Genomic DNA, 15,413 nt, shown 5'->3' on the forward strand with positions numbered 1-15,413 from the left:
TTATGGGTTTTTAATTTTTTGTACACTTAGAATTTCATTATAATTTCCATCTGTAAAGATATCAACACTTACTTCATAAGGACGCTTTGAATCTCCAGAAAATTTAAAATTTATTTCTGCTTTTATTTTTACATTAGGATTAGCCTTTTTAAAATCAGATACTGCTTTTTCCATATTATACCACTCTCCACCAGCTCTATTTTGTACAGCATTTTGTGAAAAATAATTTATTTGTTCACTCGGTCCGCCCCATTCATTTCTAAATATGTGGCCACCATCATCATTAGCTAATCCATCTTTAACACGTTTGGTTTGTTGCTGAAAACCTTCATTTCTTGCTTTTGTAGCAAAATCAAGATCATCCATAACTGCCCTATTAACCCTACCTAAATCATCTGTTTCAAAAACATATTTTGCATTATCTACAGCATATTTAAATTTCTTCATTAAAGGTGGAGATACATTTAGAAATTTATTCCAACCTTGCCCTTTGTCTCCAGATACTGCATGAATTTCATTGTCTAAAATTTCAGCCCATCTTTTCCCTTTATTATCTACTAAAATTAGTTTACCATCAAGTTTTTTAATAGACCATGTACTTGGTAATTGCTTAGTAATTTCAAGTAACTCAGCCAATTTTTTAGAACCTAATGTTGTGTTAAGATCCTCTAATACTTCTTTATCAAGATTACCTGAGAAAGATTTCCCCATCTCAATACCATCAGGACCATCACATTGTGGACATTCATTAACTGGTGGAGTATCTACTTTAGTTGCTGTACCATTTGGTTCAATTCTATACCAATGTGTGTCTTCGGCACGTTTTATTCCATCTTTAAAAACGGTAATTGCTCCATCTGTTGTATAAACCGCCTTACCTGTTGCCTCTGAAAGAGCTCTAGCACTATCTAAGTCATTACATGAAAGTAATATTATTTCTTTCTTATTTTTTAATTTTTTACTTAATAATTCACCTAGTTCTTCTGGGGTATGTTCTATTCCATCAACAAGAAATTTACCTTGATCTGTTGCATGTAAACTTAAAGATAATTGGTCAGAGCTTTTAATAGCCTTTTTTAAAGCATCCCCTATAGTTTCTCTTAATTTTTTACTAATACCTGGTTCTAGTTTTGATAAAGGCGTAATAACAAATTTACCAAATTTATCAACTCCAGCTTTTATAAGTGGACTGCTAATTTTTGCAAATTTACCCATTACTGCTCCTACAGCATCAAGTTTGTCTAAAGTTTGGAAAAATGCTGCCAATCCCTCAGCTTCTCCCGCACCATAAAAGCAAGATATTACAACAAATCCAACTTCTCCCGTGGCATAGGAAGCCATACAAGGATTGGCAGAATATTTATCCCATTGTTCTCCTGCAAGATCTCCAATTGTTGACCAGCTAAGTTTTGTTAAACCATCCCATAATTTAACAGCTTGATCATCTTCGTTTGTAATTATTTTAATTACCATAGAGGCTCCTTCTGGAACCCCTCCTAAAGCACCAACTAAACCATTCCAAATACCACATGTAAATGCAAAACCACAACGGCTTTCGGAATACTTTGCTACATAGGCATTATTATTCGATATAAAATTGTTCAGTTTATCCTTAACTATACTAAATGTTAGTAATGAGTAAACCTGACCAGGGATTGGATTATAATCTGTATCATCCGGATTATAAAAACGAATTGGAATTTTCGCTTTTCCTATAATACCTGCTAAACCATCTAACATTGCTGTTAAAGGATTAAAGGGAGTATAAGTTCCCTCAAATTTAGGTAATACCTCAATTAAAGCCTTAAGGTATTTATTCATTTGTGATGTTCCTTTTCCTTCTATACCATCACCAAGAAAGGTTTTAATTGAGGGATCAGCAGCATTTGTAAAATCTATTAATAAACCAATTTCTTTTCCTTTAATAGAATTTAAATAGTTGTTTATCTCGGTCTTTTTTTCTTCTGGAGTTAAGGAATCAACAAAATATATTTTACATAAAATTCCTGAATCTTTCTGTATTCCTGCTAATTGATTTAATATTTTTTGTTTCTCTTTTTCTGAAATTACGGTTGCTAAATCAAAAACGTGAGTAGTTTGTGTGTTAACATCAGTTTTGTCTTCTGTGTAATTTTTGTTGGCATTTTTCCCTAAGTTAACTACATAATTTTCATAACTTGGATCGGTTCCATCACCACCAATGCTATCAGGAGCATTACATCCGAGATTGCCCCAGTATATGCTTCTTGTTTCTTTAGTTTTAACAAAATATTGAGCTGCGCTATAATCGGCGATATATTTGTTTAATGCCGCTGTATCTTTGTCTTCTATAATTTTTCTTAATCTTTCGTTATAATCGGTTCTTAGATATTTTCTGTTATCACAAGTTTCTTTATTATTAAAGATTAACCAAATTGGAGCGCTGCCACTTGGCTTTTTGAAATAATTTTCAGCTTCATAATCTTTACCATTACCATTCAGTTTATAAGTTTTTGAGTCTAAATTCCAAACGTAATTTAAGGTGTCTTTACCTACTATAGATTGAAAAGCAATAAGCATTCCTTCATCTGGTTTTGGAATTTTATTTCCAGAGAGAATAGTTCGGGTATTAGTTGTCACAAATTCCCACTTAGGGGTTAGTCCATATCCACCAGCCAAAGCCCCAGAAGAACTTTTCTGGAAACCATAGAATTTCCATCCGCCGCTATGAATGATGTCCCAGTCGTTGTGAGATAAAACAGTACCGTTTCCATAATCCATTAAAAGATTAGTTTTACCTGATTCTGCTTCTGTTGAAAATGGATGTTTTAGTCCAAAAATACCGTGTCCTAATTCGTGTGCAGCAGTTTTTAAATTTCCGCTGTTAAATACAAAGGCATACTGGCCACCTAAAGGCATAAAACCGTCATAACCATTTTGGCCCGATTTTCCAGTATATAGAACATAGTACGTTTTATCGTTGTATTTAAAATCGGCATTAGCTTCTATTTGACTTATTATATCTATCTGGCCGTCTGTGTAAACATTTAAAAGATCACTGTTGCCACTTTCTATTTCAGATGGCAGATCGTTAATTTTTACATTTTGAGATGTTACTGTAAACTCAATACCAGCTTTGTTATAAACATCATTAAGGAATTTTGCTGCATCAGCATTATCTGGAGTTTTCGCTCCATTTATTCCTAATAAGGTTACACTAATTGGCGTTTTCTTGGTTAAATGCCAAACATTTAATTTACCTGCAACATCAGATTTTCCTTCAACAGTTTTAGTTGTGTCTTGTGCCGATTTTACTGGTGCTCCTTTTACTGTTGCAATAATGGCATCTTTACCAAAATTCAGCGTTTTCTTCAGTAAAATTTTTGCGGTATTGTCTGATGTGTTCCATTCAGCATCAACTTTTCCTCCAGAGCTTGTTTTAAAGACAATATCAGAGCTTTTTTTACCATTAGAGAATTCTGCTCTTGCTATAACATAATCGTCTCCTTTTAAGTCTGATACTGCTTTGTAATTAACTTTATAAACTTTTCCGTCACCTGTTGGAATAAGTTCGTAACTGCTTTTAAGTTTTGCAGATCCATTTTCAGGCTGTGGGTCAAAAGCATATTTGGCTTCTTTACTATCTTCAAAAGTAATTTTTACATCTGGAGATGAAATTTGAGCAACTTCTCCGCTAGATGACATTCCATTTGTATTAGAAGCTGTTGCTTTTCCGCCAGGGGCAGGAGCACCAATAGTTGGCGCAGCACTTCCGTTAGCAGGAATTGTAACAGTAGTTCCGTTTTTATCCGTATAAACCTGATCGTATGGAGATTTCGGAAGCGTTGTTTTAGCTCCATTTTCTCCAATGATAGTTGTACTTCCATCAGGATTTAAAGTCGCCGATTTTACAACATAATCTAATTTTCCTTCAATTGGTTTTCCGTCACTTCCTAAAATATCGGTAAGGATTTTATCACCATCAGCCATGTTGCTCCATGTAGGATCATAGCTTGCAATAATTTCTCCAGAGATCAGTTTAAAATCGGTATTGACACCAATGTTATCAAAAGTAATTCTGATACGAGAATATTTTCCAATATCTGGGCCACCTGCAGCATTTGCGGCATCTATAAGGGTTCTGAATTTTTCTAAGAATGGTAAAGTAACATAACCGTCTCCGCTAAATTTACCGTTGCTTCCGCTCGAATGCAATACTACAATTGGGAAATCTCCCGCTTTTACCACATCATTGGCAAATAATTCTGGAAGCGGATTTTTATTGGCTAAATCTGCTGGATCTGGTTTAATACCACAGCCTACAAAAGCAATTTCGTCTTTTGCCATTGTGGTAAATTCCTGAATTGTACTGTGGGTATATTTACCAACTTCGCAAGATGCACCAACTGTATATTCGTAAGTTGCATTTGGTTTTAAATTGCTGATAGTTGCAAATTCTCTTGGCGTAACTATTTTATACCAATCTGAATCTGCATTTTTTTCGCGGTAATTTACCTGATAGTCAAAGTTATCAATGTCACCGCTCCACGTTATTTTGGCTTGATCTTGGCTGATATCTGTGGTAGTGATTGCCAGCGGTGCCGTACAATAGGTTTCGTAAGTAAAAGAGAAAATTTCGCTGTATCCGTTATTTTTAAAAACACCAACTTCTTCAGCTCCCAAGAGAGCTTTTGCTTTTACTCTCCAAGCATATTTTTTGCCAGGAAGTAATTGCGGTTCTGAAACGCCATATTGCAGTGTAGTCGAACGTGTTGTGGTTGTATAAAGAGGAGGTGAGTAGGCAAATGCATTTTGAACTGGAGTATATTTATCCCAGATTTCAACTAATGAAAATTCGTATTCTACATTGCTGACATTGATTTGTCGCGGTGTCCAGCTGAAAATAATGTTTTGAATGTTCTGCTGCATTATTGAAGCATTGTTCAATGGCAGGTTCAAGAACGGTGGATCATTTTGGAAAATGATCGTCGTTACACTGGTTTTTTTAGACAGTTTTTTGTTGGTCGCAAAATCATAAACCTCAACAGAAAAAGTATAAATGCCTTCTGGAAGTGCCTGAGCATATTGATTTGGGTTAACTCCAAGAAGATTTTGATATTCAAAGTATGGTGCTAAATCTACGTTGGTCAACTGAAGCGGAACTCCACCTTCTAGAAAAAGATCTCTCGCTCCAACTACAAAATCGTTTGTCATCAGCGAAATCGACTGTCCTTGGAAATAACATTTTAATCGAATCTGGCGATTAGAAATCGTTAAATCATTTAAGGCAATCTGCACTTTAATAGGACTATTTATGGTAGTCGCATCGGCATAATTGTTTAAGTAGATTGGAGATGGCTGTGTAATCTGCGTACTTATAGTAACTGGAAAAGTCTGTGCTATACCAGAAACCATTGCCGAAAGCCAAAACCCAAGGGTTAGAAATAGTTGAAATTGTAGTTTTTTTAGCATTTGGGTGTTTTTATAACTATTATACTTTAAAATCTTCTCTTAATGTTTTAATTCGATTGAATCGTTTACTGCTTTTTCTACCGCTAATTGATGGTAGAATGGAATCATTTTTTCTTCTAATTGTTTACTGATTTCTGCAGCAGGTTTTTTGTCATTATTTAAATCAAAAAATGTATTGACTTCCTGTTTACTGAAAGCAGCGAATGATTCGTTATTCTGCAGTTCGCTCTGTGGTAACTTTGCAAGAAGCGCAAACTCTTTCATCATCCATCTGTGATGGATTAGCTGTTCTTCACTTTTTTTACTTCTTTCTACTAATTTTAAATATCTGTTGTAAGCGGCTTTATCTTTTGCATCTTCGCTGTTAACTCCGTGCATTTTATCTGTATTGACACGGCCAATTGCGGCCACATAAACCTGTTCGATATTTTGATCTTTTGCTGCTATTTCGCGATTTAATTGCTGCACAATATCAAAAAGTATAGTGTTGTATTGAGCAACTGTTTCTTTATCTAAATTATAGGCATCTAGATAATCCAATACTTTTTCTTTGAATTCTTTGTCGTCTAATGTCATTCGAACAACATTAAGAAGCTGATTCAGTTTTTCTGATTCTGATTCAGGAACTGGTTTCAAATCATTTTGAAGCTGTTCCAGTTTTGTGATAATTTCACTTTTTGTTCCTTCCAAAACAACATCTTTGGATGAAATTTTGAGAATATTATCCGGTGTTTCATTTGCCGTAACTGCTGGTTTTTCTTCTACTCTTTTTGGACGAAGTTTTATTTTATCAAAAGAATACGTGTATGATAAAGTTGCTGTTATATCATTATTTCTTACAGTTTGAGAGCTGCTAAAAAGTGTTATACAGTTCAATCCGAAATTATGCTTTTGCAGATAGATATAAGATCCGTTTAAGCGGATATTAAAAACGTCATTTACTTTTTCACCATCATTAAAACTGGTATTGTAACTAGTAGAAAACGAGGTATTTAGTTTTTTGTCATAAAATAATTTAGTAGCTCCAATTGTTGGTCCTAAAATTAAATTATCACCAGCATCTAGTTTTCCAATAGTACTGTTAAAAGAAGCGGTTAGATTTAGGTCTTTTTTCGGGTAACCAATAATATAGGAAAGTCCTGTATTGTAATAAGTACTTGCACCGCCTGTAATTGTTTTTCCTTCTTGCTGATTTACTGCATCTTGCATGCTGAATGTCGCATTGAAAGCTTGTTTTTGCTTTTTATCATTTTTAAGAAGGTAATTAATAGTAATGGCTGCGTTTTGATTGACTTGTCTGAAATTTAAGGTATCTAAAAATTCATATTCTGAGGTTTGATTGATGTAATCAAATTGATTTCGGCTGTTGGTATACGATTGAAAATTAGAGTAATTAAGGTTAAAATTTAATTTTTGGTTGGCTCTGAAATCGGCGCTGATAGAAGAAACTAGTCTTTTCATCTGACTTTGTTTCTGTTTGTCTAAATTGTCTTTCTGTAAACCTAAATTCAGGTTTAAACTCAATTTATCTTTGTATAAAGTCTGAGAAGCATTTACGGTAACATTTTCTAAGTCATTATTAAAATAATAACCTCCTAATGTTCTGTAGTTTGGATCAATGCGTTCGTAGCCTAAGCCTAAAGTTCCTTTGCCGGCAGGATAAACCAACTGTCCTTTTAAGGCTTTATAACTTGCTGTTGTTGAGTTAGAGTTTAAAAATAAAGAAGCAACATTTTCGGCTTTTCTATTATCGAGTACTCTTGTATCTTCGGTAATACTGCTATTGGCAAATTCCGTTAAAACTTGTAATTTTTTGAATAGTTTAAAAGAAGTTTCAAAACTAATTGCCGCATTTTCTTTTGGAGAAACACCTAATTCATAAGGAATTGGAATTGATAGCGAATTCATCTCGTCTTTAGCCTTAAAAAAGGTAAGTCCAAGATTTATTTTTTCTAAAGAATATTGGGTTTTAAATCCGTAACCAAATCTTTTGTAAGTAGGAACAAGTTCGGTGTTTAAAACATCGTATTCGCTGCTTCGAACCAAACGTCCGTACATTGCACTAATCTTAAATTTTCCCTGCGGCGTTAAATCAACACCTAAACCTGTGAACTGATGTCCTGCTAAAGTATAAGGAGAAAAAGTCATGCTCACATCTCCAATATGCCCTGTAATCCATTTATAAGAAGGATGAATACTTAAGCGATTCATAAGAACAGGCTTATTGTACCCAAATTTTTGACTGGTATACGAAAATGAAAAAGGTATATTATATAAACCTGCGACGTTCACATTAATATTTCCGTTTAAGAAATAGGTAAAAGGCTCTCTGGCTGCATTTCCAGAATAGAATACTCCGCTGGCAGAAGCACCACCGGAGACATTTATTAGTTTGGCTTTTCCTAATTCTTCAACATTGAAATTTTGCGCAAATCCTAAGGCATTACACAATACGATGCTAAAAAATAATATTCTTTTTAAATTCATTATGATAAATTCAGGGCAATGAAATAGGGAAGGGCTAACCTTATATTTCGAACTATTTTATTAAAAATTGACTTTTTGTTTTAATGACCGGGCTTATTGTATAATTAATTTTCTCAGCTTAGTTCCTTGCTGCGATTCAAACAATACAAAGTAAATCCCTGATGAAAGTCCGCTTAAGTTAAAATTGAACGAATATGCATCTTTTCCATTTTCACTTTTGGAAGCAATTACTACGTTATTATTTAAGTTATACACTTTTATGCTTGCCGGCATTACTTTATCTAATGTTACATCTACGGTAAATACTCCGTTAGAAGGATTTGGATAAATTTTCAAGTCGAATTTTTTCTGTAAATCTGTTTCATCTGGATCGACATATTCTCCTTCTGTAACCAAAATTGTTTTGGTTTGATTAGCCGTACATCTTCCTTTTTCTGTATTTATAGTAATATCGTATTCGCCTGCTTTTGCAAAACTCATTTCGGCATAATCTCCGTTATTGGTAGTTACAACTGCTTCTGAAGGTAATATCCATTCGATTTTATCTGCTTTTGGATTACTAATATCAACGATAATGAATTTTTCATTTACAAATACTTGAGAAGACATGGCAAACTCAGCGCTAATATCAGATTCCTGACTTGAAATATTAATGGTATCTGTTGCCTGACAGCCTAATTTGTTTGTTACCACAACAGTATAATTTGCAGGTTCAGAAACAGTAATCATTGCATTCGTGCTTTTGAAACCTTTATCAGAAGTCCACAGATAAGTTGCTTTATCATCATCTATTGTTGCATTGATTGTCAGACTTTGTTTGTAGCAGAGCGTAACATCTTCTCCAAGATAAATCACATCTTTTGGAGGATCAACAACAGTGTAATTTCTTGTGATTTTACAACCTCTGAAATCTGTAATTTCTATCGAATATTCGCCCGCAGATGCATTGCTAAGTGTATTTGTTTTTTCGCCTGTATTCCATAAATAAGTGTATGGAGCAGTACCAGCAATTGGAGTTACGACAATTTTCGCATCAGAACCAAGGTAACATGTTGGCATTTTGATGGTTTCTGAAGCATCAAGATGTGCTGGAGCAACAAACGAAATAGATTTAGTAAAACTGCAACCGTTAAAATCGGTAACTGTTACAGAATAAGTTCCTGGTGCAACATTTTTTAGAATTTCTGTTGTTGCTCCAGTATTCCATAAATAATTATATGGTTTGGTTCCGCCAACTGGAGTTTGAGCAATTGTCCAATCATTTCCGTCACCACACAATGTGTAATCTGCAGAAAGTGTATTGTCTAGTTTTTGAGGTTCATTAATGATAAACGAATCACTTTTAGAAACGTTGTTTTTGGTATCGGTTACCTCAACATAATACGTTCCGATTCCTAGATTTCCTAAAGTTACATTTGTTCCTAAAACTCCTGTATCTGGAACAGCATGCCATTTATATGTGTAACCAGCAAGACCACCAGCTGCGTTTGCTCTAAGACTTGCATTTTTATCTCCGTTACATAAAACTGCATTTACTGGCGTAATATTTACTACTAATAATGCAGGTTGTGATATTTCGTAAAGTTCTGAAGTTACAGAACATCCTTTAGCATCTGTTACAATTGCATAATATTTACCTGCTGCTAGATTTGATACTGTTGAGGTTGTCCCAGTTACTTGAGCATTTGAACTTGTAAACCATTTATAGTTATAAGCAGTTGTTCCGCCTTGAACAGTGATGCTGATGCTTCCGTTAGAAAGTCCAAAACCTGTAGCAGGAGTAACTGTGTTTTGAATTATTACAAGTTGTTTAGGTTCTGTAATTTCAACATTTACAATCGAAGTGTAATTACAACCTTTACTGTCTTGTACTTGTATGTCGTAAGTGTTTGCTTTTAAATTAGGAATTACTGCGGTTAAATTATCAAAAGCTACCCAATTACTGTATCCAGAATCTTGCGATTTGTAACGGTATTGAAATATATTGCTTCCGCCTGAAGCAGTAAGAGTAATTGTACCATCATTGTAACCTAGACAGCTCACATTTTTTTGTGTATTTGTTACTACTATAGCATCTGGCTGTGTAATTACAATTGATTTACTAGTAACTTCTACTTTATTAAAATCTTTTACAATTGCATAATAAGTTCCAATTTCCAGATTGTTTAATAGTGCACTAGATTCGTTTGGAATTTTTATTCCGTTCTTGTACCAAGAAATAGTTCTTATACCAAATCCGCCATTAACCACTGCAGTTATAGAACCATTCTGACCATTGTTACAAGTAATTTCTGCCGATTGACTAATGCTGATTTCTAATACATTATTGTTAAAATCAAATTCTGTTGATTTTGTACATCCAGTTGCATCTGTTGCAGAAACTGTATATATGCTTGAAGCAAGATTTGTAAAATCAATTTGTTTTAATGTCGAATTTGGAACATCTTTAATAATAGTTCCGTTGCTGTCTTTGCATACATATCTGTAGGGAGCAACTCCACCTACGATTTCGATATGCAGTGCACCGTCACTATTTCCAGCGGTTGGAATAGTTGGTACGATTTTGTCTAAATCAAATCCGAAATCTTGCGGCTGATCAATTATAATATTGCTTAAAGTTCCCACACATAAATTTCCGTCATAAACCGAAACAGAATAAGTGCCTTTTCTTAAGCTGTATTGGTTTTTTGCTGCGCTTCCGTTACTCCATAAATAAGTATATACAGGGGCTCCCGCAACGATATCTGGAGTTCCTCCGGTAACATTAATTTCTACGACTCCATCAAATCCGTCATAACAAGTAACATCTTGTTTGTTTGCTGTTGTAACAATAATTTGAGTTGGCTGCTTAATTTCAAATAGAGGAGAAGTTACTTGATTGTTGTTTGAATCTATAACACTCACATAATATTTACCTGTTACAATGTTTCCTGTTGCTGCTTCAGCATCTAAAGTTGTATTGATTAAAGTACCGTTTTCTTTATACCATTTGTAAGTATAAAATCCTTGTGCGTTGGGAACACCAGTTCCTGCAGCAGCTTTTGCTTTTAAAATACCTGTTGCGCCAAAACAATCAATAGTTTTTGCGATTGAGATATTTACTTTAAGTTCTAATGGTTCAATAATAGTGTAAGGTTTTTCAATAGAACAATTTTTACTATCAGTTACCACTAATTTGTATGATCCAGCTAATTGATTGTCTAAAACAGCTGTAGTTTGACCAATGATTTCTACATTATTTTTAAACCATTTATAAGAATAAGCAGGAGTTCCGCCAGAAATTTGAACGGTGATTTTTCCGTTGCTCAAGCCAAATCCAGAAGCATTTTTAACATTCTCGCTTGCTATGGCTAATGCATCTGTTGGTTCTGTAATAATAATAGTTTTACTAATTGAGCAGTTTACAGCATTTTTGTCTGATATCGTTACGTTGTAAGTTCCAGCGGGAAGGCCAGTAATATTAGTTTTTCCATTATTATTTGCTGAATCGTAATCCCATATGATATTGTAATCTAAAGAACCTCCAGTTATGGTTAGATTAATTGTTCCATCATTTCCGCCATTACAAGAAACCTCTGTTTTTGTATTGGTTATAGCTAAAGGGTTTGGCTGTGTAATAGTGTATTCGTTAATTCCGTACAAGATGTTGTTTTCTTGATCTGTAACAGCAACGATATATTTTCCTGCTCCTAAATTAGAAACCGTTTTTGTGGTTGATAAGATAGTTGTTGGAGCTAAAGCATTATACCATTTATAAATATAAGCAGGAACACCTCCAATAACGGTTGCAGTTAATTCGGCAGTTTTGTCGCCATAACATTTTACCTGCGTATTTGGCGTCATTTGAATTCCTGTAATATCTAATCTTGGCGGCTGTATTAATGTATATTCTTTGCTTGTTGAACAACTATTTTGGTCAATAACAGTTAGAACGTAAGTGCCGGCATCTAATTGATTTAGGAGTTTTGCAGAACCAATAATAGTTGTGTTTCCTTTAACTCTCCACTCATAAGTGTAGGCAGCAGTTCCGCCAGTTACATTAACTTCTATGATTCCGTTTTTAGTTTCAAATCCAGTTAAATCTTTTACCTGAACATCGTTTATTGTTAATGACGCTGATGGTTGAGTAATTACAATATTATTTAATGGAATTGTACATCCATTATCATCTGTTACTAAAACATTGTATGATCCTGATGTAAGCCCTGTTAAATCCTCTGTTGTCGCATAAGTATTTGTTTCTGTATTTTTTTTCCAAACATATTTATATGGTGAAGTTCCACCAGCTACTGTAATATTAATTGCTCCTGTACTATTTCCATAGCACAGAACAGGTAGTTTTGAAGTTAATGAAACAGTTAGCAGGTCGGGCTGTTTAAGATCGAGTTCTGCTGTTTCTTTAATAGCATTAACATTATCAGTAACAATTAGTTTGTATTTTCCAAATCCTAAACTTGTAATAATATTGGTATTTCCAGCAATTAAGTTACCGTTTTTGTACCAATTATATGTATAGTTTAAAACACCTCCGCTTACATTAGCTGTTATTTCTCCGTTCGTATTTCCAAAACATTTAATCGATTTAGATTCGTTTAGAGTCACAATCAATTCAGGATTTTCTGCAATAGTGAATGTTTGTGTTGCAGTACAAGAATTCTTGTCAGTAACCACCAGAGTATATTTTCCAGCTTTAAGGCCAGAAATATTTAGTGTATTTTTTAAAAATGTATTGTCTTTATCGTATGTCCATTTGTATGTGTAAGTTCCATTATTTGGAGTTCCACCGCTAATAGGATTAAGCGTTATTGCACCAGTACTTTGTCCATTAATAGCAACGTTTGTTATTGTTGGTGTTGGAATGGTAATAGCATCAGGCTGACCGATAATAATTCCGCTTATCGTTTGAGGGCAATCGTTTGCATCTTTTACAGTTACAGAATAAGTTCCCGCAGTTAGATTAGTTTGATCTTTTGCAGTACTTCCGTTGCTCCAAGAATAGGTGTACCCGCTTCCCACGGTTCCGCCAGAAACAGTAAGGATTATGCTGCCGTTATTTCCCCCATAACAGCTTGGTTCAGCTTTAGTATGAGTTACTTGCAATGGCTGATTTGGCTGTATAAGAGTATAATCAATAAACGCTGAAGGGGTTTGTCCTTCATTGACTCTCACTCTATAAGTACCAAAAGGAATAGCGTTAATTTGAGGTGTTGTTATTGAAAGATTAGTCTCAACACCATTATTAATTTTATACCATTTGTAAGTATAACCAGAACCAAGACCACCAAAAGCTCTTGCAGTTATACTTCCTGTTGATTCATCGTAACATTTAATATCAGTATGAGCATCAATTGTTACAGCTAATGCATTTAGTACCATGTCTGCACTTGTGATCGGACAGCCATTAGCATCTGTTACAACAGCATGGTAAGTTCCATTGTCAAGGCCAACGGCTTCACCATCATTGTCAGGATCTGGATTAATTTGTGTGGTTCCTTTATACCAAGCATAAGTATAGCCTGGAGTTCCTCCAGTTCCTGATATTTTGATTTTTCCGTCAAAAGCAGTAGGAGTTGAGGGTTGTGTCTGAATTATTGTTGGATTAATTGATACCTTTGTACTAGGTTCATTTACAAAAGCAGATCCTGATATAGAGCATGTTGGTACATTTGTATCGGTGATAGTAAAGTCATAATTTCCCGTTTTTAAGCCGCTTCTATTAGGGCCAGTTGCACCATCTAACCAAGTTACATTATAGCTTCCTGTTCCTCCTGTAATAGATAAATTTACACTTCCAGTAAATTCTCCTTTACATTTTACATCTACAATGTTTTTGTTTGTTACTGTTATTTTAGTATTTTCTCCCAGGAAAATATCAGCTGATGTAACAGTATTAGCAGGAGTTGCACTATCTGTAATAACCACTCTATAGGTACCTGTTAACAGACCTGAAGGATTATAAGTATATTGTCCAGATACGGTAGTATAAGTTGGATTTTGGACAGTTCCTCCTTTTTTCTGCCACTCATAGACGTAACCAGCAGTCCCACCTGAGACAGACGCAATTAAACTCCCAGTACCGCCAGAGCACGCAATAGTGGTATTGCCAGAAAGAGTAACTTGTAGTGGATCTGGTCGACCTACGATAAAAGTTCTGGAAGTAGAACAGCTTTTAGAATCTGTAACCGTTACAACATAGCTTCCGCCCAAAAGTGCATTTAAATTAGTTGGAGTAAAATCTGATCCATCCTTTTTCCATGATACGATATAATCTGCATTATTTAGTAATGTTCCGCCAGATATACCAAAATTTTCGATGCGACCATTATATTGCTCAAAACCTGAAGCATCTTTTGGTGTACCGTCGATAACAATTGCTGGAGGATTACCAATAGTCACTTTTTTTACTCCCGTTTGAGAATAAGTAAATAAGGACGTTAATAGTAAACAAAAGAGTAGAATTTTCTTCATATTTTTAATCGTTTGCATTTGTATCAATACAGTTGTTTTTATCTCTAACTTTAATTAAGTAGTCACTGCCTGCAACTGCCAAAGTTATTGGTGTTGTAAACTCGACTTCGGGATCTGAATTTATTTTATAAAAATAGGGAGGTGTTCCTCCTGATGCTTCAATTTGAATCTGGCCATTTTCATCATGACATAAAGGCTGTTGGTTTACGATGCTAAAGTTTAACGGCGGATTAGCATTAATTGTAAAAGACCTTTCGTTGTCACTGTTTTGCTGTGCACCAATAAAAGTTTGATATCTAAATAAATACTCGCCTGGTGCTAGATTAGAAAAAGTATATTTTTTATCTATAAATTCATTTGCAGTCACTGTAGCATCTCTAATAATCTGAAAAGAGGTTTCTGTCACTTTTTTTGAAAGATTGAGCAAAAAATGCTCATTATCTGCCAACTTTCGATCAAAATTGAATGTGATTTCTGCATCATTACCATAACTGCAATAAGTATTGGTTTTTATGGGTTCGCCGACTAAAAGTGGAGAACATGGAATCATATAATAAAAAGCAGACGTTATTCCAATTACATCAGCACCGTTAGGGCAAGGAAGCGGTTTATTTGGTGGAGTATTCATATTGGCTTCCTGACATCTTCTAACGACGTCATAAGGATCAGGTGCTGAACCAACATTTGTTAAATATTCACCTTTAATATATAATGGACCTGTATAAGGAGTTATTTCGTCTTCTATACCTATAAAACTATGAATGTCCTGATCTGCTCTAAATATCAATCCCTCTCTATAATCTTCTTGAGTTCTGTCAAAAGGAATCCAAAACATACCATCAGTACTATAATAGTAAAACAAACGGTCATTTGTTCTGTTGGCATATGTTCTCAAATTTGTTATTTGTATTGTCTCACAGTTTCCTCTGTTGTCATTTACATTTTGCGAATGAACACTTGAAAAGAGTAACAAAGCAATAAAAAAAGAATAGTAAAGTTTCTCCATA

The 15,413-nt window shown here is 34.5% G+C and carries 4 protein-coding genes; all 4 read right to left on the reverse strand.

Annotation, left to right across the window (positions count from 1 at the left end; all coding sequences use genetic code 11):
• A complete protein-coding gene (locus QMG60_RS12090; RefSeq protein ID WP_281865045.1) occupies nt 1-5,451 on the reverse strand; it encodes a DNA/RNA non-specific endonuclease in 5,451 nt (1,816 codons plus the stop codon).
• A 39-nt stretch (nt 5,452-5,490) separates the two neighbouring features.
• On the reverse strand, nt 5,491-7,938 hold the full coding sequence (locus tag QMG60_RS12095; RefSeq protein WP_281865046.1) for a hypothetical protein: 2,448 nt from the start codon (nt 7,936-7,938) through the stop codon (nt 5,491-5,493).
• A gap of 93 nt (nt 7,939-8,031) precedes the next feature.
• Nucleotides 8,032-14,406, reverse strand: coding sequence for a T9SS type A sorting domain-containing protein (locus QMG60_RS12100; RefSeq protein ID WP_281865047.1), 6,375 nt, complete (start codon nt 14,404-14,406; stop codon nt 8,032-8,034).
• 4 nt (nt 14,407-14,410) lie between these two features.
• A complete protein-coding gene (locus QMG60_RS12105) occupies nt 14,411-15,412 on the reverse strand; it encodes a SprB repeat-containing protein (protein WP_281865048.1) in 1,002 nt (333 codons plus the stop codon).
• Nucleotide 15,413 lies beyond the last annotated feature (1 nt).

This window comes from Flavobacterium sp. GSB-24 (genome assembly GCF_027924665.1).
In the GTDB taxonomy this organism is placed as follows: Bacteria; Bacteroidota; Bacteroidia; order Flavobacteriales; family Flavobacteriaceae; genus Flavobacterium.